Below are 20316 nucleotides of genomic sequence, written 5' to 3' on the forward strand. Positions count from 1 at the left end.
ATGAAACACCGATAATGCTTACCAGCATCAAAATAGCTCCCATGATATCCTCTCCTGATCCTTTTATTTTTCTTCTCCCTATGCTCACAATCATATCAGAGAAAAAATCAAGACGGTGTTAAAATGAAAAGGTGCCATGTCAAGATGTTGTCAAGATTATACGGCTCTCCTCAGTCTAGCGCTTCCATGAAAAAACTGCATAAGAAAACACACCAAGGCTATCTTCCTCCACGGTGTGTCTTCTTTAAATATTGTAAAAGAGTATTACTTCCGATTATAAAAATTGAATATGCGATTTGCCAGGCTTTCTGAATCCAGTTCATGCTCTCTTAGCAGTTCCCTTGCAGAGCCGGATCTTCCATAGACGTCATTCACGCCTATTTTTAAAACTGGGACCGGATAATGTTCAGACAGGGCATCACACACCGCGCTTCCTAATCCGCCGATAATGGAATGCTCCTCCACTACTGCTATTTTCCCTGTCTTTTTTGCTGACTGAATCACTAAATCCTTATCCAAGGGCTTAATGGTATGGATATTTATTATCTGCGCCTGAAGCCCTTTTTCCGCCAATATCTTTTCTGCCTCAAGCACTTCATTTACCAGAATCCCATTTGCAATGACAGTTATATCCCTTCCCTCTTTTAATACGACACCTTTCCCAATCTCAAAATGATAATCTTCCCTCTGATTAACGGGAGGAACAGGGACTCTTCCAAATCTTAAATAAACAGGCCCTTTATGGTTATATGCTGCCTTTACCGCTGCTTTTGTTTCTATGTCATCCGAAGGACATATGACAACCATTCCCGGTATGGTCCTCATGAGAGCAAAGTCCTCATTGCATTGATGCGTGGCTCCATCCTCTCCTACAGAGATCCCTCCGTGAGTGGCTCCGATTTTTACATTTAAACCAGGGTATCCAATGGAATTACGTATCTGTTCAAACCCACGGCCTGCCGTAAACATGGCAAAGGAACTGGCAAAGGGAATCTTACCTGTTAAAGATAAGCCTGCAGCAACCCCCATCATATTACACTCTGCAATCCCGCAGTCGATATGTCTGTCAGGAAATGCCTTCTTAAAATAAGCGGTTTTTGTCGCAGAAGCCAGATCAGCATCCAATACAAGTAAATCTTCATGGATATTGCCTAATTCCACTAATGCTTCGCCATAACTGTCTCTGGTTGCCTTCTTTATGATCCCTGACATAACAACTTCCTTTCCCTTTCCAATTCGTCCATAGCAAGCTGATACTGCTCTTCATTCAGTACACCGCTATGCCAGGACAAATTATCTTCCATAAATGAGATGCCTTTTCCCTTTATTGTCTTCGTGATAATGACCGTTGGTTTTCCTTTTACCTGCTTTGCCGTCAGAAAGGCTTCTTCCAGTTCCTCAAAGTTATGGCCGTTGACTGTCACGGCATGAAACCCAAAAGCCTCAAACTTCTTGTCAATGGGATAGGGAGAACAGATCTCCTCAACAGTTCCGTCTATCTGGAGATTATTATTATCTACAATCACGACCAGATTGTCTAATTTCCTGTGGGCTGCAAACATGGCAGCTTCCCATACCTGCCCTTCCTGTATTTCCCCGTCACCTGCAAGCGCGTAGACACGATAGTTTTTAGAAGACAGCTTCCCTGACAAAGCCATCCCGGCAGCAACGGAGATACCCTGTCCCAAAGATCCGCTGGACATATCCACGCCAGGCGTTTTCTTCATATCCGGATGCCCCTGTAACCTGGAACCTATTTTCCGAAAAGTCGATAATTCATCCACAGGAAAGAATCCACGGTTAGCCAGCACTGCATAATATCCTGGCGTTATATGACCCTTGGATAAGATAAACCGGTCCCGGTCTTCCTTTCCCGGATCTTTTTCATCAATATTCAACTCTTTAAAAAACAGGTACGCCAGTATTTCTGCTGCGGATAAAGATCCTCCCGGATGTCCGCAGCCTGCACGATATACGGCCTCAATGATTCCCTTGCGGATATCATTGGCTATTAATTGCAGCTCCTTATACTCCATTCCAATCCCTCTTTCTTTAATCTCTGACAGAAAATCCAGTCTTCCGGTGAAAGAAGAGCTGTAATGCCTGAACCTGTCATCAGGCATTACAGCCTTCTTCTTTATGTATCATGATTCTGATTCTTTTCTCCCAGGTTTCTTAATTGAGACAGCGATCATGACTGCCAATACTCCGAAAACGAATATGGTGGCAGCTATAGGCCCTAATTGCCCGGCTTTACCGATTAAAAATCCGGAAGCTATAAAATCCAGATCAGAGAAGGTTGTTCCCTGGTAACCCAGATCACCAAGCAATGGCATTAAGAGAAGCGGAGCAAAAGTCAGCATTAAACCGTTTATAAAGGATCCAAATACAGCTCCTTTTACCCCTCCGTTGGCATTGCCGAAAACTCCCGCCGTAGCGCCGCAGAAGAAGTGAGGCACAACTCCCGGCAATATGATGATTCCTCCGGTAAGAATAAGCATGATCATACCTACGATCCCGCCTACGAAACTGGAAAAGAATCCAATTAATACAGCATTTGGTGCAAAGGTATACACAATCGGGCAGTCTAACGCCGGTTTCGCATTGGGAATCAGCCTTTCCGAAATACCCTTGAATGCAGGCACAATTTCTGCAAGGATCAGACGCACACCCTGTAAAATGATAAATACTCCTGCCGCAAACTGAATTCCTTTTGTAATGGAAAACATAATATAATTCGTTCCGTCTGACCAGTTGTTCTTTACATAGTCCGGTCCGCAAAAGAGTGCAAGGATCAGATAAAAGATAACCATAGTCAGGGAAATAGAAACAGAACTGTCTCTTAAAAATGCAAGTGATTTCGGGAATTCTATCTCTTCCGTTGACTTAGAATTTTTCCCTACTAATTTACCGATCATTGCAGAAGACCAATATCCGATGGTGCTGAAATGTCCGAAAGCCACATCATCGGATTTCGTTATCTTTTTCATCGTCGGCTGTGCCAGGGCAGGGAACAGCACCATAACAATTCCAAGGGCAACCGCTCCCACTACCACTGTCGCAGCAGTAGACATGCCAATGGTAATTAAGATAACACCAATCATACAAGCCATATAAAGAGTATGATGTCCTGTGAGAAAAACATATTTAAACCTGGTAATACGGGCAATTAAGATATTGGCGAACATTCCGAAAAACATGATCAGGGCAGTAACCTGGCCATACTCTTTTAATGCCACCGCTATAATGGCCTCGTTATTTGGCACAACTCCTGCCGTATGAAACGCCTCCTGAAACATTCCTCCCAATGGGGCCAGGGATGTGACGATCACATCTGCTCCTGCCGATAACACGATAAAACCAAGAAATGACTTTATCGTACCTCTGATGGTATCTGCTGCGGGTTTCTTTTGCAGCAATAAGCCAATCAATGCAATTAATGCCACTAATACTGCAGGGGTCGAAAGAATTTCCTGTATTATATTTAAAACAGCCATTGTCTTCTCCTCTCTTTGCGCAATTAGATCACATTCAGTTTCCTTAAGGACTCTTCCAATTTTTCCTTCAGTTCTTTTTTATCCAGCAGGTTATCAAGCTCTACGACTCCCTTCAAATGGGTCATTGCCATAGCGATATCTCTTCCTGCAATAAAGATATCTGCCGCTCCCGGTGTCGCACCCCCTAAATCACTATGATCCACCTCAATTCCTGCTGCCCCAATCTCCTTTAACACATTTTTTATATTCATTTCCATCATAAAACTGCTTCCAAGCCCTGAACCGCAAACCGCCAATATCTTCATATGACATTTACCTCGTTTTTTTATTCCTCATCAATATCAAGCAATTTGATGACATCCTCCACTGAGTTACATGCTACGAATTGTTCCCTGGTATCTTCATTGGTTAAAATATTAGATAGTTGGGCAAGCGCTCTTAAATGTGTGTGATTATCAATCGCCGCCATGGTAATGAAGACCTTAACCGGCTTTTGGGGATTATCCAGCACTAAAACCTCTTCTTCCAGCTTCAAAAAACTCATTCCCAGTTTATTGACCCCTGTTTGATTCTGTGCATGGGGAATCGCAACATAGGGACATATTACGATATAGGGACCAAAGCCCTTCACATTATCTATCATTGCATTGATATAATCTTTTGTAATGGAACCATTCTCCAATAAAGGCCTTGCCCCCAGCCAGATTGCTTCCTCCCAACTGTTAACACGGGAAGCAAATTGTATGGTTTCCTTCGTAAGAAGGTCTTTTATCACAGGTAATCCTCCTTCTCTGTTGCTTTCTTTTTTATACTTCTTCTGCAAGAGGTTCTTCAAATCTCTGCTTAATCCCTTCTGATCATGAATCACTGCATATTTCTCTACGATTTCCAAAATGGAATGAACTGATAAATTAGCTTCTGATTTGATTCCAAATACCGAAGAATATACCACTTCACTTATTATAAATTTTTCTTCCACCGTTAGAATGGGGGAGGACAGGAACAAATACTTCTCTTCAGGCACATCAATCCCCTCGGTAGTGGAAAAAACCATGTCATAAGTTTCAAGCGGAATTCCTTTGAATTCTTCTGCATTACAGGTAGCCACAAAGTGTATTTCGGGAAATATTTTTATTAATTGGTTTTTCATCATAACAGAGCTTGCAAGTCCGTTCTGGCAAACGATAATCGCCCTTTTTCTGATCTTATCCTGATCCGGTAAATCCATTACCGTCATAAAATGCAAGGCGATATAGGCAATCTCATCATCGGGAATCAAGCAGTCCAAATAGTCCCCAAAGGGCTCCAGCACGAATCTGCATATGTCAAATACCTCTCCGTACTCTTTTTTAACCTGCATCAATGCCGGATTCACTACCGGTATCCCATACTTCAGCCGAAAATAGGCCAAACGTAAATGCATCAGCATGTTTTCTGATATGCCCGCCTTCTTCTGCACCACGGTTCCTGTGATTACTTCAAAACGGTTAATCAGGCTTTGGCACATCTCCTGTAAAAATATGCTCTCCTGATCGTAAAGCTGGAAATACATGTTATCTCCCAAAGCCATGCTTAACAAAAGTACAAATAAATAGTCAATCTCTTCTTTGGACAAATGAAACGTCAGTGACTCATAAAAATCTATTACAGCTTCATAAAGAGGGAGGTGGTTCCACATGGGTTCATGGATCAGGGGGGATACGTATGTAATTGACTGACAGTGATAGGGCAGTAAACTGATAAAATAGATCACCAGGATTAGATATTCCTTCATAATCGGCAGATTAAATTCCTTAATCAGGGTTTCTACCTTGTCTTTTGTTTCTTCAAATACAGCATCATAGGAAATGTCCGACACAGCCAGTGAGATCAGCTCTTTACATAAGAAGTTGTCTTTTAAGTTAATAATTGACAGCAGCACCAGAGATCGGATTTTAATGGGCTCACCTTCAAAGTAATAACCTGACTTTCGTGAGTATTTTAATTCCACCTTGTACTTACTGCCTATCCCTGCAATTTTTCTTAAATCACCTAAAACAGTATTCTTGCTTGATTGCAGCTTCGTAATAAAATGATTCAGCCCCAAAGGTTCCCTTGTACAAAAAATCTGAATACAGATCATCCAGATTTTATTTTCCCCATTAACAATGAATTTCTGATGGGGCAGGTTTAGCCTCGTTACTTTGTCGATTGTCTCCTTATTAATCAGAAATCTCCCTCTTGACAATCTGATTAATTCAATCTCATTTTCTTTCAGCAGCTCATTAATCTTTCTCACATCATATTCAATCTGCCTTTTGGAGCATCCTAATAAATCCCTGGCTTTGCTAACAGTAAAATTTCTGTCACTCAGAAGATACTGTAATAAATTGAACGCGCGCTTTTCAATAACTTGCATTGCCCCACCTCTTTTATGCAATATATCACTGATTTCCATTAATTATTATAATTAAGCTTTATTTTCCAACTTAATTGATACCTAAATTTGTCATTATAAAATATACAAAAATGTGCTCATAAAAAATGCAAAAAAAATGAGGGCAATCGATTGATCGCCCTCAAAAACATCATAACCATAAATAACTTTTTCAAATACCACGGATCATTTCTTTCCTATAAACACCACGATGGACCTGGGTGGAATCAGAAACCGTTTCCCTTCTGCCGCAGGCTCCTTACCTTCCGGGTACATGCCGTTTTCTTCCCCTTTATCCGTATGAAAGACCACATGCCATTGCTCCTTCTTAGGCAGATTAGGAAGATCAAATTCGTGTGGCTCCCAGTGCATGTTATAAGCCACATAAAAGTTATTATCCGCAGTCCCATCCGGTTTTCTTCCATATTCCCCACAGTAAAAGATTCCAAGCTGACGCCGGTAATTATCAAATTCCGGACACCATGCCTTTACTCCATGATAGGAAACATCGGGAAACCCGCATGCAAGATAATCCATGATCCTTGGCTCCTTCGGCATATGGAATACCGGATGAGCTTTCCGGAATGCGATCACAGCCTTCACAAATTCCAGAATATCCTGATTGGTCTTAACCAGATTCCAGTTCAGCCATGATACTTCATTATCCTGGCAATATGCATTATTATTGCCTGACTGGGAATTGCCGAATTCATCTCCAGCCATAATAAGGGGCGTTCCCTGGCTCAAAAGCAAAAGAAGGAATGCGTTTCGCAGCTGCTTTTTCCGAAGCTCCACCACCTTTTTCCGTTTCGTCGGCCCTTCGACTCCGCAGTTCCAGGAATAATTATAGGGATTGCCATCCTGGTTTTTCTCCCCGTTATCCTCATTATGCTTAGTATCGTAAGATACCATATCCATCATGGTAAATCCGTTGGTATTGGCCATATAATTAATGACGCCGTACCCCGCCGGATTACTCCTGGTGCGGAATGCAAGGTTTTTCATCTGTTCCTCATCGCCCTTTAATACCCGGCGCATATCCACCAGAAAGCCGTCGTTATACTCTCCTAAGTGCTTAACCTTTCCTTCAAAGGCCGGGTCCCAGGAAACCGCAAACAGCTTGATCCGGCTTAAATAAGGATCCCGTTCAAGGAGGTCTAAGGGCGGGGCTCCTACCAGATGAATCCCGTCCACATGAAATTCATCCGCCCAGAACCGAACCACATCAAGAACAAAAGAGGGCGGTTCCTTTCCGGTAAAGAAAAGCTCCACGATCAACTCAATCCCCTCTTTATGAAGAGCCTTCACAAGGCTTTTAAACTCCAAAGCCGGGTCCTTTATAGAGGCGTAGGAAGCCTTTGGAGCAAAATAACAGCCTGACGTATATCCCCAATAATTCAATTTTCCAACAGGTTTATCCACACCAAAAGGGCTCCCATACACAGGTTCCTGCATGATGACCTCGGAAAATTCATTCACTGGCATCAGCTCCACCGCAGTAATGCCCAGTTCCTTCAAATAAGGGATCTTTTCCCGTATGGCATCAAAGGTCCCTCTGTTCTTTGCTTTGGAAGAGGCGTGCTTAGTAAAACCCCGGTTATGGAGCCGGTATATGATACTGTCCTCATATGGGATTTGAAGAAGCTTATCCTCTTCCCAGTTAAAATCAGAAAACTCGATGGGAGTTCTTAAATGAGTGGAAGCGTGTTCAAGATCCCCCCATATCTCCCGTCCGGTAAAACGTGTTCCATAAGGATCAGAAAACAGCTTTCCATCGATTTCAAAGCAGTATTCCAGATTTTCAAAATCCTCTCCCAGAATGGTCATGCTCCATACATCGCCTTTTCTGGCCTCTGCAGGAAAGGAAAGGGTCTGAACCGGTGTTTCTTCTCCGGCCTTATAGATAAGGACCCTGCATTCCTCTCCTTGCGCAGCCACACACAGGCGGATACCGCCGGATACCCTTGAGAGCCCCATAGAATTGGTTCCCATCTCGTGCTTTGCAATCTTGTACTGTACCATATCGCTTATCTCCTCCGTCTCTTGGGCCGATCCCGGAATAGTTTCTGCTGACTTTTATCGTTCATCTTATTGGTTCTCAATCTGTTCTGCCAGATCGTTTAGATACATCCAGCGCTCCATTTTTTCTTCCAGCAGCTTTTCCTGCTCTGTCTTTTCTTCCATCAGCGCATTCAGCTTGCTGTAATCGCTGGCAGCTTCTCCCATCTGCCTGTCCAGGGCTTCGATCTTTTCTTCCAGGGCAGCTAAATCCTCCTCTATGGTTTCCCATTCTCTTTGTTCCTTAAAGGAAAACTTTAGCTTCCTCTCTCCCTTTGGCTTTTCCTTGGTCTTCTTTTCCGTGGCTTCTGAACTTTTTACAGCCTCCTCCGCCTGGCCTGGAAGACCTTCCGGATATTTCTCCTGAAATGCCGCCTGATAATCGGTAAAGCCTCCCTCATACTGGGTCACCCGGCCCTGGCCCTCAAAAGCAAAGATCCGGCGCACGACCCGGTCCAGAAAATACCGGTCATGAGAAACCGTGACTACAATCCCCTGAAAGCTGTCAAGATAATCCTCTAAGATCGTTAAAGTCTGGATATCCAGATCATTGGTAGGCTCGTCAAGCAAAAGCACATTCGGCGCTTCCATCAGGATCCGGAGCAGATATAGCCTTCTTTTCTCCCCGCCGGACAGCTTGCTGACGGTGGTGTACTGAACGCTTGAGGGAAAGAGAAAGCGTTCAAGCATCTGAGAGGCGCTGACACTTCCATCCTTTGTCTTTACATACTCCGCCACATTCCGGATGTAATCAATGACCTTTACACTGCCATCCATGTCTTCGCTTTCCTGAGAAAAATATCCCATTTTCACGGTCTGCCCTATGGTGACCGTCCCAGCGTCAGGCTCCAGCCACCCTGCAATGATCTTCATCAACGTGGACTTACCGCTTCCATTGGGCCCGATAATGCCGATTCGGTCATTTTTTAAGAACATATAGGTAAAGTCCTTCATCAGAACCTTTTCCCCGAAGGCTTTGTTGATCTCATTAAGCTCCACCGTAGTACGCCCCAGACGGCTTGAAACAGAATCCAGTTCCACCGTCTGATCGATCTTAATTCCCTCCTGGTCACGAAGGTTCTCATAGCGCTGGATATGAGCCTTCTGCTTGGTTGAACGCGCTCTGGCGCCCCGCTGCATCCATTCCAGCTCCACTTTAAGGATGGACTGGCGTTTCCGCTCTGAGGCCGCCTCCATGTCCATACGCTCTGCCTTCAGCTTTAAATAGCCTTCATAATTCTCCTGATAGTTGTAAAGCTTTCCCTTATCCAGCTCCACAATCCGGTTGGTAACGCTGTCTAAAAAATACCGGTCATGGGTTACCATCAATAGCGCTCCTCTAAAACGCTTTAAATAGTCCTCCAGCCAGTCCGCCATGCTGCTGTCTAAATGGTTGGTTGGCTCGTCAAGGACCAGTAAGTCGGTATTCCCAAGAAGGACGCTGACTAATGCCACCCGTTTTCTCTGTCCTCCTGACAAGGTCTCCACCTTGGAATCAAAGTCCGAAAATCCCAGTCTGGTCAGCATGGCCTTTGCCTGGCTTTCCAGGTCCCAGACATGCTCATGCCCTTCATTGTCTCGGACAATGCTCTCTAAAATGGTATCACCTTCATGGAAGACTGGATTCTGAGACAGAAAACGGATATCTAAATTCCGTCCCTTTACCACAGTCCCCTGATCCGGCTCCTCAAGACCTGACACGATCCGTAGCAAAGTGGATTTCCCGGTTCCGTTAATGCCGATCAGCCCGATCTTATCCCCTTCATTGATGCTGAAGCTGGTGTCATCAAAAAGCAGACGTTCCGTATATGATTTTGTTAAATGTTCAATCGTCAGTAAATTCATTCCTTATCGTTCTCTCCTGTCTGGTACTCTCTAACGGATCACAAGCTCCACAGGGCAGTGGTCGGAGCCTAAGACCTCGGTATGGATGTCCGCACTTATGAGCCTGTCCTCTAAGCTTTCAGATACGCAAAAATAGTCAATGCGCCAGCCTGCATTTTTCTGCCTGGCACTAAACCGGTAAGACCACCAGGAGTATACGCCTTCCAGCTCCGGATTGAAATAACGGTATGTGTCAATAAAACCATTTTTCAAAAGGAGGGTAAACTTCTCCCTTTCTTCATCGGTAAAGCCTGCATTTTTCCGGTTGGTTTTAGGATTCTTTAAATCGATTTCCTTATGAGCCACATTTAAGTCTCCGCAGAAAATCACCGGCTTTTTCTCCTCCAGCTTTTTTAAATAGGAAAAGAAGGCCTCCTCCCATGTCATCCGGTAAGGCAGACGAGCCAGCTCATTCTGGGAATTAGGGGTATAGCAGGTAACCACATAGTATTCCGGATATTCAGCTGCGATCACCCGGCCTTCCCTGTCATGCTCCTCTACGCCGATTCCATAAGCCACTGATAAAGGCAGCTCCTTCGTAAATATGGCAGTCCCTGAATAGCCTTTCTTTTCCGCATAATTCCAGTACTGATGATATCCGGGAAGTTCAAGTTCGATCTGTCCCTCCTGAAGCTTGCTTTCCTGGATACAGAATACATCCGCATCCACTTCATTAAAATAATCCAAAAAGCCCTTGTCCACGCAGGCGCGAAGGCCGTTTACATTCCAAGAAATCATTTTTTTCATTGTTTTTCACCTCGTATAAAAGATAGAAATAGTATATCATTTTCCCGTTGACGAATCCACATCTTTTGAGATATTCTAATAACAATGAAGGGAAAGGCGTTTCCATAGGATTCGTTTCACAGAATAAAAGAATAATCAGTGGGCTAAGGAGAGGGATATGGAATATTGTTTAGGGATTGACATAGGCGGAACATTTATTAAATATGCATTAGCAGATGAATCGTACCATATTATTGACCGTTGGAAAGCTAAAACAAAAAAGTTTGACAACATACATGAATTTTATGATTACATATGTTCAAATATCAAAGACCTTAACTCAATAAAAAATATAGGAGTAAGTGCTCCAGGGCTCATTGATGAAAATTCCAATGTAAAATCTTATGCTGCGGCAAATGTATGTATCATGAAAGAAAGCAATGTTAATTATGAAATAGGAAAAAGGACAAATAAGAATGTGGCAACAATCAATGACGCCAAAGCCGCCGGCCTTTGTGAACTTAAAATGGGAAATGCAAAAGGGAGCCGCTCTTCTGCATTTTTAATCATCGGAACAGGCACCGGGGGATGTTTATGTGATGAGAAAGGCGTTATCTATGGGAAAGATGGCTATGCGGGAGAATTTCACCACTTGCCATTCATGAATTTTAAAACTGGAGCCCTTGACTGTCAAGGGGATTATTGCTCTATGACAGCTCTGATTAATATATATAACAATAAGTTAACTTTAGAAGATAAGGCTGTCTATGGAAATGAAGTATGTGATAAATATTTAAATGGGGACAGAACCGCCATAGAAGCAGTTGATGAATGGATTAATTATATATCCATCCAATTGCTGACAATCGCTGTATTTTATAATCCGGAAATCATATGCATCGGCGGAGGAATATCAGAAGAATCCTGGTTTATTGAAGCTGTCAGAGAAAAGTTTCAGAGCACATGCAAGAGCTATTTTAAGGGCGAGAAATTTATAACAACCAAAATTGATAAATGCAGCTATAACAATGATTCTAATATATTAGGAGCAATCATTCATGTAAATGAAATGCTTATATAACATTGTAATTTGAGGGTGTCTTAAAGGTGTTTTTCCTCTAAGGCACCCTCTATCAGGTTCTTATCTTATTAGGTTCTTATTTTATCTCATGATCTCGCTTTTTCCTGCCACTTCTTCCGTTCCACGAACCGTCCCATGAAAAAGGCAAGAACGCCTACACCGATACCGGTCTGGATGCAAAAAAGCAGGCTTTCCACTTCTCCGGGAAGTTCCCCGTCGATGAAGGTTTCCATTACCGGCGTAAACCATGGCTCATATTCCGTTCCCTGGATCTCCGATATCATCTGGCTTCCTGCATCATCAGAACCGCCGAATTCGGCTCCCTTTAAGGCAAAGAGGGGAACCGCTGCAATCAGGAAAGCTAAAATCAGGAGTGTTGCTACGATCGTTTTATTTTTACTGGTCATATTACTGAACCTCCTTTGAGAATCCAATTGCCTTCAGTTCCGGAAGGGCATATGTTTCAAGGGTGATGATGATCACTGTGGTGAGGATTCCCTCAATAATTGCAAGGGGAAGCTGAGTCGGTGCAAATACTCCTAAAAATTTGACGGCAGAAGCAAAAACGCCGCCTGTTTCTGATGGATAAGCAAGCGCTAGCTGAATGGCAGTCACACAATATGTAAACAGGTCACCGATCATCGCTGCCAGGAAAATGCTGACCATTTTATTTACCTTCAGCATTTTTAATAATTTATAAATTCCAAAAGACACGAACGGCCCTGCAATTGCCATGGAAAAGGTATTGGCGCCCAGCGTGGTAAGACCGCCGTGTGCCAGTAATATGGCCTGGAATATCAGCACGATCATTCCCAGAATGCTGACTGCGGACGGCCCGAATAAAAGTGCTCCAAGGCCGGTTCCTGTCATATGGGAACAGCTTCCGGTTACAGACGGGATCTTTAAAGATGATATGACAAAAATAAAGGCTCCCGACATGGCCAGTATGGTGATGGTTTTCCTGTTCTCCTGAAGCCTCTTCCTGATGGAGAAAAATCCCGCTGCCAGAAATGGCACGCAAATGGCCCCCCAGGCGATACAGTATCCAACCGGCAGATACCCCTCCATAATGTGCATTCCATAAGCGCTTGGAACAATTCCAAAGGCCAGAGCAAATGCAATGACAAGTTTCATGACTCTTTTTTCTTTCTTACTCATTTTCATTCTCCTTTCTGTTTTCCCACACAGCTTTCTGGGTTGGCCACCCCGCTTTATCGGATATAAAGGTATACCCGAAGGGTGTTCCAATAAAATAAGCACCTGATTCCGATGATTCCCACTCATCAGACCGGCGCTCACAGGGTAAATCTTTATACAACAAAAAGACTTCCCGGCATCTGGTCATCGCTCGTAACCAGATGCATCGCAGGCATAATTTACTTAATGAAGGCGTAGCCTGAATTTAGTAAATTAGCCGTTCGATGAGCCAAAGGCGAATCGAACTTCTTTATGAAAGGCAGGTCTTCTGACTCGTGTATCTTCACAGCAGCTCTTCTTCCCGGTTTCCCAGTGATTTATTGAGCCCTGCTCCACACTTACAGCGGCGGGACCGTAAGGGATTTGCACCCTTTTCCCTATTATCCTGCGGAGAATTTTCACAGGCACCTTTCATATGATATGTAGTATTGTAGCTGTTTCATACGTTTCTGTCAATTTCTTTGTGTTTGTAAGAGTATTTCCAGCTCTCTGGCATCTCTGGGAGAGCCCCCGCCTTCTTCTAAAATGCGGTGCCTCACCAGGCTGTTATAAACCTCCAAAAGGATGGGCCTTTTTAAATTGGCCTGATTTAATACCTCATCATCCTCGAACACTTCCCTCACCGGACCGTCGGCTATGATGCACCCCCCGGAAAAAATCACCGCCCGGTCTGCAAAACGGTAGGCAAAATCCACATCATGGGTTGAAATCAAAAGAGTTTTCCCCATTTCATTCATCTTGTCCAGAACACCTTCTAACATTTCCACATTGACTGGATCCAGAGAGGCCGTAGGCTCGTCAAATATGACCACCTCGGATTCCATGGCAATGATATCCGCTATGCTGACACGCTTTTTCTCTCCCCCGCTTAAATAGTGGGGCGGCCGGTCTCTCATCGATCCCAAATTCATGTATTCCAGGGCATCCTCCACCCGTTTCTTCACTTCCTCTTTTGGAAGCTTTAAATTCATAGGGCCAAAAGACACCTCTGCAAACACTGTGGAAGCGATAATCTGATTGTCCGCATCCTGAAAGACGATACCTACATTTTTTCTCAGCTCATTTAAATCCTTTTTTCCTATCTCTTTCCCACGGTAAAGAATCCTTCCGGAATCTGGACGGTATACCCCATTTAAATTGAGAAAGCAGGTGGATTTTCCTGCACCGTTAGAACCGAGAATCACGATTTTCTCTCCCTTTTTTACGGTGATATTAATATCCTTTAATACCTGCTTGCCCTGTCCATAGGAATAGCACAGGTTTTCTGACTGCAAAAGTATTTGCTCCATCTTCCCTCACCTCCTTCTTCTGCTATTTCTGTCCCATAAGCCGGTTAAGCCAGCAGACGCACCCATAACAGGACCATAAAATAACCGGCTGCCGCCCAAAGCTGCCACCCTTTTACCCTTTTTTCCTCTTCCAGAAACAAAAGCTCTCCGTCATAGCAGCGAGCAGCCAGTGCATCATAATAGATATTGGCCTTTTTTAAGGAAACCACGAACAGATTTCCAGCCGTGCTTCCAAAGGAGCGGCAGGAAGTCTTAAAATCGCAGTAGCCCAGCCTTGACTCGGCTGCCTGCTTCATGAAGCATTGAGTATCCATCATTACGAAGATAAACCGGTAAATCATGTTCATCAGTTCCAGAATTATTTTGGGAGCATGAAGCCTTCGGAACACACAGATGATCTCGCTTGCCGGAGTGGAAAGCACCAGCATGTACATGGCACTTAAAGCAGCAAGTGCTTTTAAGATCAAACCTAAAGCCAGCTCTGGCCCGCCTTCTGTCAGATACAGGGAAACTCCCTGAACGGAAACAAGCACCCGTCCATGGGGTACCGATGATATGTCGATGACAATGGCTGCTGTCCCCAAAAGGAGAAATGCAAGTGGGATCTTAAGAAGGGCCAGATAATTTCTCCAGTGAACCCCGCCTATTAGTATGGTGATACCGGACATAATGAAAAGCATCAGTACTGACACCTTCCTGTCATTGGCTCCAATACAAAAGAGCAGGGAAGCTACCGCTGTCACAGCTTTTAACTGAGGATTCCAGCCTCTCATGCGGGAGGCATAGGCATAATAATCTATGGTATCAATCGTTCTTACCTCCTTTCCATGTCCCTGCCCATGTTTTTGGGCATAAAGGGATACCCGAAGGGTGTTTCTTTTCTGATTATACGTCATAAGAAAAAAATGTGCAATAATTCCCAAAAAAACTGGTAGGTGCCGGTTATATCTGCGTCAGACAAAAAAAAACAGACGCTGAAGTTCCGGCCTGATACTCTTATGCCAGAACTGCTGCGTCTGCCTAAATATTTATTATTCGTTTTCTTCAACTTGTTCTTCTGACAAGGTAAATACCTGTCTCTTACGAGCCATTTCATCACTTGCCAGATACTCGTCATAGGTGGTGATCTTATCGATCAGCTGTCCGTTTACGATCTCCATAATACGGTTAGCCGTTGTCTCAACGATCTGGTGGTCACGGGAGGAAAAAATCAGAACTCCCTGGAATTTTACCAGACCATTATTGAGTGCCGTGATAGACTCCATATCCAAATGGTCCGTAGGCTCGTCAAGCATCAGCACGTTAGCACCGGAAATCATCAGCTTGGAAAGCATGCAGCGCACCTTTTCTCCACCGGACAATACCCGTACCTTTTTTACGCCATCCTCTCCGGCAAACAGCATACGGCCAAGGAATCCGCGCACATAAGTGGCTTCCTTTTCCGGAGAATACTGGGTCAGCCAGTCAACGATGGTATCATCGTTAGCAAACTCCGCTGTGTTGTCCTTCGGGAAATAGCACTGGCTGGTGGTAAGGCCCCATTTGTACTCTCCCTCATCAGGCTCCATTTCCCCAGCAAGAATCTTGAAGAGAATGGTCTTTGCCATCTCATTGGGTCCCACCAGAGCCACCTTATCCTCACGGGTTAAGGTAAAGGAGATATTGTCTAAAACCTTTACTCCGTCAATGGTCTTTGATAAATTATTAACAGTTATAACCTCATTGCCGATTTCACGGGCCGGACGGAAATCAATGTATGGATATTTACGGCTGGAAGGTTTGATGTCATCCAGTTCGATTTTCTCCAACGCACGCTTTCTGGAAGTCGCCTGCTTGGATTTGGAAGCATTGGCGGAGAAACGCTGGATAAATTCCTGCAGCTCCTTGATCTTTTCTTCCTTTTTCCGGTTGGCTTCCTTCATCTGCTTTACCATCAGCTGGCTGGACTCATACCAGAAGTCGTAGTTACCAGCATAAAGCTGGATTTTACTGTAATCAATATCTGCGATATGGGTGCAGACTTTATTTAAGAAGTAACGGTCATGGGAAACCACGATTACCGTATTTTCAAAGTTAATAAGGAATTCCTCAAGCCATGCAATGGCATCCAGATCCAAATGGTTGGTAGGCTCATCAAGAAGCAGGATGTCCGGGTTTCCGAACAGAGCCTGGGCAAGAAGCACCTTAACCTTTTCAGCACCGTTTAATTCACTCATATATTTGTAGTGAAGATCTGTATCGATTCCCAGGCCGTTTAAGAGGTTTGCCGCATCGGATTCTGCCTCCCAGCCGTTCATGGTAGCGAATTCACCTTCTAAGTCCGCTGCCTTGATACCGTCTTCATCGGTGAAATCTTCTTTCATGTAGATGGCATCTTTTTCTTTCATGATCTCATAAAGCCTGGCATTTCCCATAATAACAGTGTCAAGCACCTGGAAGCCGTCATATTTAAAGTGGTCCTGTTTTAAGAAGGAAAGTCTCTGTCCCGGCGTTATGACGATATCGCCGTTTGTCGGCTCCAATTCACCGGAAAGTATTTTAAGGAAAGTGGATTTTCCCGCGCCATTGGCGCCAATCATCCCGTAGCAGTTGCCTTCAGTAAACTTTATGTTCACCTCTTCAAACAATGCTTTTTTCCCGAGTCTTAATGTTACGTTATGTGCACTGATCATCTTAAATTCCCTTTCTGCAATCTGGTTATCGTTCTCTAGCCAAAATCATCAAAATAGGGGTCCATTGGCCCCTTCTTCTGTCATCTCTATTATTGTACATGAAAATCCCGAATTTGCAAGCTTTTTATCTTGGAAAAAGAAGTTCATCACGCCTTCGGCTTATGAAATGCTTGTCTCCATGGATTAAATTATGCCTGCATATTCGGGATTTTAATCATTTTACTTTGCGGCTTCCACCCTTAAGGGGAAGTTGGATTTGCTTCCTGCGTCATAGTCAACGGTCACATAGGTCACCTTTACCATGGCCCCGCTTCCATTGCTGCCATCGGTGGCGGTTCCAAGCACATCAGTGTCCAGACCCTCGCAGTTGTCCTTGATAAATCCAATCTCTTCGCCGGATTCCGTCTTAATGGTAAAGGTACTCATGGCCTGGTCCATAACGCTTCCGGTCACTTCCTGCACCTTCATGTTCTCCTGCCCGTCCAATACCAGGACAGGTTTGGCATTAGAAGCATCCGAGCCGGAAATTTCTCCTTTATAGATAACGGAAACTGACACCTCCGGCTCAAGCGCATAGGAGGTCTCCACAACCGTACCGCTTAAGTCAAAGGACATTTCCTTGCCGCCGTTCTCCACGGTCATGCTTTCTAAGTTGTCCCCAACCTTTTTGACCGTGCCGGCTAGTATCTTAAATTCTGCCCCGTTGCCCGGCGCTTCCTGGCTTACATCTCCCGTACTCTCAGAGCTGGGGGCCGTACTTTCCGTTACCGTATTTGCCACACTTTCTGTATTCTTTGTAGATTTTCCACAGGCTGTAAATAAAACTGCCGCACAGACAGCTACTGCCATAATCCATGTTTTCTTCATAAGCATCCTCTTCTTTCTTTCCTAAATCACCTATGATTCCACATTTAGTATATCATCCGATTGTGAAAAATCTTTATCTTTTTCCTTAATTAATTTTACAAATTGCCTAAAATTGGTAATTTCAACCCTCTCCATACCTTCCAAGGAAGCTCTGGGTCCGCTCATTGCTGGAGGAAAATACCTCTTCCGGAGTTCCTTCCTCTACGATCACGCCGTCAGCCATAAAGATGATCCTGTCTGAGATATCCCTGGCAAAGGCCATCTCATGAGTCACTATGACCATGGTGATATGCATGTCTGCAAGGGATTTAATGACCTTTAATACCTCTCCCGTAAGCTCCGGATCCAGAGCGGAAGTCGGTTCATCAAAAAACAGGATCCTGGGATTGAGGGCAAGTGCCCTTGCTATGGCTACCCGCTGGCACTGCCCTCCGGAAAGCTGGCAGGGATATGCTTCTGCCTTATCCTCCAGTCCCATCTTTTTAAGAAGCTTCATGGCCTCGGAAAAAACCTCTTCCTTATCCCGTTTCTGCACATGAACCGGCGCATCGGTAATGTTTTTTAAAACCGTCATATGGGGAAATAAATGAAAGTTCTGGAATACCAGGCCGTAATTCTTCTGGATTTCCTTTCGTCTTTCCCCTTTGGCATAGATGGCCTTTCCGTCGGGTCCGTTCCATGCAGCCTTTTCTCCCAGATAATTAAGTTCTCCCCCATCCATCTCTTCCAGCATGGTAGCGCACCGAAGCAGGGTGGACTTTCCCGAACCGGAGGGACCGATGATGGAAACGATCTCGCCTTCCTTTACCGACAGGGAAATATCCCGAAGCACGCCCTGGCCATCAAACGCTTTTTTTACATGGTTCATTTCCAGTAAGTACATCTTTTCTTCCTCCTATTGATAATAGTTCAACCGCTTTTCTATGTATTCCATCCCAATTGCCACGATAAGGTTAAAGATATAATAAAACAGGCCTGCTGCCACAAAAGGAATAAGGCTTGTCTGGGATGAGGCCAGAGCCTTAGCAACTGCAAACATCTCTAAAACGCTGATGGAAAAAGCCAGGGAGGTGTCCTTGACCAGAGTAATGACCTCATTGGTCACAGACGGCAGGATCCGCTTCACCACCTGGGGAAATATGATACGGAAAAAGGTCTGGGCCTTTGTATAGCCTAATAGCTTTGCCGCTTCATACTGTCCCACCGGCATGGATTGGATCCCGCTCCGGTATATTTCCGCAAAATACGCTGCGTAGTTGATGACAAAGCCAATAAATGCAGCCCAGAGGCGGTACCCGTTCCCGACCTTTATACCGAATAAATAGTATGGTCCGAAATACACCACCATCAGCTGCAGCATCAATGGAGTTCCCCTCATGACTGAAATATAGAATTTAACAATGGCCTGAATGACAGGGTTTTTAGACATCCTTCCAAAGGATACCAAAAGTCCCAGGGGCAGAGAAAAGACCAGCGTCACTACAAATATCTGGATGCTGACCCACATTCCCCCTGCCAATTGTAAAAATATCTTCGTTAAAGCCATGATTTCTCCTCCATGTTCTAAAAAATAGGGTCCGGCCCATGGCAGGGGAACCGGAACCCGTTTTAATATCTTTATTTCTGCAAGCAATGAGCCAGGTGCAGGAATGCTTGCATTCTGCATCTGGCAAATGCTGTAAGGTCTAATACTTCTTGGTATTTAGCTGAGTATTTGATTATTTAACTGTGGTTACATCCTTGCCAAACCATTTTTCTGAGATCTTTTTAAGGGTCCCGTCAGCTGCCATGGCCTCTAACTGTTCCTGGACCTGATCTCTTAAGGTGTCATTGCCTTTCTTAAATCCAACGCCGTATTCTTCAGCAGCAAGGGCCTCATCCAGTATAATAAAATCCGCCTTCCTCTGCTCGATCTGGTATCCTGCCACAATCACATCCATTGCAATGGCATCCACGGCCCCCATCTCCAGGTCCATAAATGCGGTGTTGTAATCCGGTGTTGTCTGAAGGGTTCCAAAGGTTTCGGCCAGCTTTCCATCCGCCTGCAGTGCCTTTTCCGCAGAGGAATCCGCCTGAACCTCAACGATCTTTCCTGATAAGTCAGCTAAGGTCTTAATGCCGGAGTCCTTACCCACTACAAACACCTGGCTGTTTTCCATATAGGGCTTTGTCCAGGTATAGCCGTCTTCACGGCCTGTAATGGTAAAGCCATTCCAGATGCAGTCAATATTTCCTGCCTCCAGCTCCATATCCTTGGCATCCCAGGCAATGGGCTGGGGAACAAATTTCCTGCCAAGGCGGTTTGCAACCTCCTGTGCCAGTTCTAAGTCAAAGCCAGTATATTCTCCATTGTCTCCGACAAAACCCATCGGAGGGAAATCCTGGTCAAATCCAACGGTAAATGTATCAGCGCCTGATTCTGATTCTTTTCCAGTCTCTTTTGCTGTTGCTGCAGTGGTATCGGAAGACGCAGAAGCCGTAACTTCGCTCTTTTGCCCGGAACAGCCGCCAAGCAGGACTGCCGCTCCTAACACTGCTGCTATTATAATTCCTTTTTTCATAATTGCATCCTCCTCTTGCTTTTCATGTGTTACCATGGTAGCACACTAAAGTGTTTCTGTAAAGAAGA

General features: G+C 44.5%; 19 protein-coding genes and 1 riboswitch. Of the genes, 1 reads left to right on the forward strand and 18 read right to left on the reverse strand.

Annotated features, from left to right (window positions below):
• Positions 1 to 264: 264 nt before the first annotated feature.
• The 8 genes from BMX69_RS18935 to BMX69_RS18970 all read right to left on the reverse strand — a co-directional run bounded on the left by BMX69_RS18935 (position 265) and on the right by BMX69_RS18970 (position 10602).
• The gene (locus tag BMX69_RS18935) at positions 265 to 1212 is read right to left on the reverse strand and encodes a transketolase family protein (protein ID WP_100043221.1); all 948 of its coding nucleotides are present in this window, start codon (positions 1210 to 1212) and stop codon (positions 265 to 267) included.
• Positions 1197 to 2036 (reverse strand): transketolase, encoded by an 840-nt coding sequence (locus tag BMX69_RS18940; protein WP_054790494.1) that lies wholly within the window; start codon positions 2034 to 2036, stop codon positions 1197 to 1199. The genes BMX69_RS18935 and BMX69_RS18940 overlap by 16 nt, the downstream gene beginning before the upstream one ends.
• A gap of 108 nt (positions 2037 to 2144) precedes the next feature.
• The gene (locus tag BMX69_RS18945; RefSeq protein WP_092241899.1) at positions 2145 to 3497 is read right to left on the reverse strand and encodes a PTS ascorbate transporter subunit IIC; all 1353 of its coding nucleotides are present in this window, start codon (positions 3495 to 3497) and stop codon (positions 2145 to 2147) included.
• A 23-nt stretch (positions 3498 to 3520) separates the two neighbouring features.
• Positions 3521 to 3802 (reverse strand): PTS sugar transporter subunit IIB, encoded by a 282-nt coding sequence (locus BMX69_RS18950; protein ID WP_025230422.1) that lies wholly within the window; start codon positions 3800 to 3802, stop codon positions 3521 to 3523.
• Between the two features lie 20 nt (positions 3803 to 3822).
• On the reverse strand, positions 3823 to 5895 hold the full coding sequence (locus tag BMX69_RS18955) for a BglG family transcription antiterminator (protein ID WP_160117924.1): 2073 nt from the start codon (positions 5893 to 5895) through the stop codon (positions 3823 to 3825).
• A 204-nt stretch (positions 5896 to 6099) separates the two neighbouring features.
• Positions 6100 to 7935 carry an alpha-amylase family glycosyl hydrolase gene (locus BMX69_RS18960; protein WP_054790416.1) on the reverse strand — a complete coding sequence of 612 codons (1836 nt, stop codon included), beginning with the start codon at positions 7933 to 7935 and terminating at the stop codon, positions 6100 to 6102.
• A 66-nt stretch (positions 7936 to 8001) separates the two neighbouring features.
• Complete coding sequence (locus BMX69_RS18965; RefSeq protein ID WP_100043223.1) at positions 8002 to 9816, reverse strand: ABC-F family ATP-binding cassette domain-containing protein; 1815 nt, start codon at positions 9814 to 9816, stop codon at positions 8002 to 8004.
• Between the two features lie 30 nt (positions 9817 to 9846).
• On the reverse strand, positions 9847 to 10602 hold the full coding sequence (locus tag BMX69_RS18970) for an exodeoxyribonuclease III (protein ID WP_100043224.1): 756 nt from the start codon (positions 10600 to 10602) through the stop codon (positions 9847 to 9849).
• Positions 10603 to 10759: 157 nt separating this feature from the next.
• Here BMX69_RS18970 and BMX69_RS18975 point away from each other — a divergent pair, with 157 nt between their 5' ends.
• Positions 10760 to 11662 carry an ROK family protein gene (locus tag BMX69_RS18975; protein ID WP_100043225.1) on the forward strand — a complete coding sequence of 301 codons (903 nt, stop codon included), beginning with the start codon at positions 10760 to 10762 and terminating at the stop codon, positions 11660 to 11662.
• An 86-nt stretch (positions 11663 to 11748) separates the two neighbouring features.
• Here the strand turns inward: BMX69_RS18975 and BMX69_RS18980 are convergent, their stop codons facing one another.
• The 10 genes from BMX69_RS18980 to BMX69_RS19020 all read right to left on the reverse strand — a co-directional run bounded on the left by BMX69_RS18980 (position 11749) and on the right by BMX69_RS19020 (position 20248).
• A complete protein-coding gene (locus BMX69_RS18980; RefSeq protein WP_054790415.1) occupies positions 11749 to 12069 on the reverse strand; it encodes an energy-coupling factor ABC transporter substrate-binding protein in 321 nt (106 codons plus the stop codon).
• A 1-nt stretch (position 12070) separates the two neighbouring features.
• Complete coding sequence (locus BMX69_RS18985) at positions 12071 to 12820, reverse strand: energy-coupling factor ABC transporter permease (protein WP_025230429.1); 750 nt, start codon at positions 12818 to 12820, stop codon at positions 12071 to 12073.
• Positions 12813 to 12980 carry a hypothetical protein gene (locus BMX69_RS24510; protein WP_166433211.1) on the reverse strand — a complete coding sequence of 56 codons (168 nt, stop codon included), beginning with the start codon at positions 12978 to 12980 and terminating at the stop codon, positions 12813 to 12815. The genes BMX69_RS18985 and BMX69_RS24510 overlap by 8 nt, the downstream gene beginning before the upstream one ends.
• 120 nt (positions 12981 to 13100) lie before the next feature.
• Positions 13101 to 13286, reverse strand: a riboswitch (cobalamin riboswitch).
• Positions 13287 to 13311: 25 nt separating this feature from the next.
• Positions 13312 to 14148, reverse strand: coding sequence for an energy-coupling factor ABC transporter ATP-binding protein (locus tag BMX69_RS18990; RefSeq protein ID WP_100043226.1), 837 nt, complete (start codon positions 14146 to 14148; stop codon positions 13312 to 13314).
• Positions 14149 to 14192: 44 nt separating this feature from the next.
• The gene (gene cbiQ, locus BMX69_RS18995) at positions 14193 to 15044 is read right to left on the reverse strand and encodes a cobalt ECF transporter T component CbiQ (RefSeq protein WP_100043227.1); all 852 of its coding nucleotides are present in this window, start codon (positions 15042 to 15044) and stop codon (positions 14193 to 14195) included.
• A 135-nt stretch (positions 15045 to 15179) separates the two neighbouring features.
• Positions 15180 to 16820 carry an ABC-F family ATP-binding cassette domain-containing protein gene (locus BMX69_RS19000; RefSeq protein WP_100043228.1) on the reverse strand — a complete coding sequence of 547 codons (1641 nt, stop codon included), beginning with the start codon at positions 16818 to 16820 and terminating at the stop codon, positions 15180 to 15182.
• Between the two features lie 219 nt (positions 16821 to 17039).
• A complete protein-coding gene (locus tag BMX69_RS19005) occupies positions 17040 to 17687 on the reverse strand; it encodes a hypothetical protein (protein ID WP_054790414.1) in 648 nt (215 codons plus the stop codon).
• A 121-nt stretch (positions 17688 to 17808) separates the two neighbouring features.
• Positions 17809 to 18570: an amino acid ABC transporter ATP-binding protein gene (locus BMX69_RS19010; RefSeq protein ID WP_025230438.1), complete on the reverse strand. Its 762-nt coding sequence runs from the start codon at positions 18568 to 18570 to the stop codon at positions 17809 to 17811.
• Positions 18571 to 18582: 12 nt separating this feature from the next.
• Positions 18583 to 19233, reverse strand: a complete 651-nt coding sequence (locus BMX69_RS19015; RefSeq protein ID WP_054790492.1) for an amino acid ABC transporter permease — start codon at positions 19231 to 19233, stop codon at positions 18583 to 18585.
• 172 nt (positions 19234 to 19405) lie between these two features.
• Positions 19406 to 20248 carry an amino acid ABC transporter substrate-binding protein gene (locus BMX69_RS19020; protein WP_100043229.1) on the reverse strand — a complete coding sequence of 281 codons (843 nt, stop codon included), beginning with the start codon at positions 20246 to 20248 and terminating at the stop codon, positions 19406 to 19408.
• Positions 20249 to 20316: the final 68 nt, after the last annotated feature.

Origin of the sequence: Lacrimispora sphenoides JCM 1415 (assembly GCF_900105615.1) — a bacterium.
In the GTDB taxonomy this organism is placed as follows: Bacteria; Bacillota; Clostridia; order Lachnospirales; family Lachnospiraceae; genus Lacrimispora; species Lacrimispora sphenoides.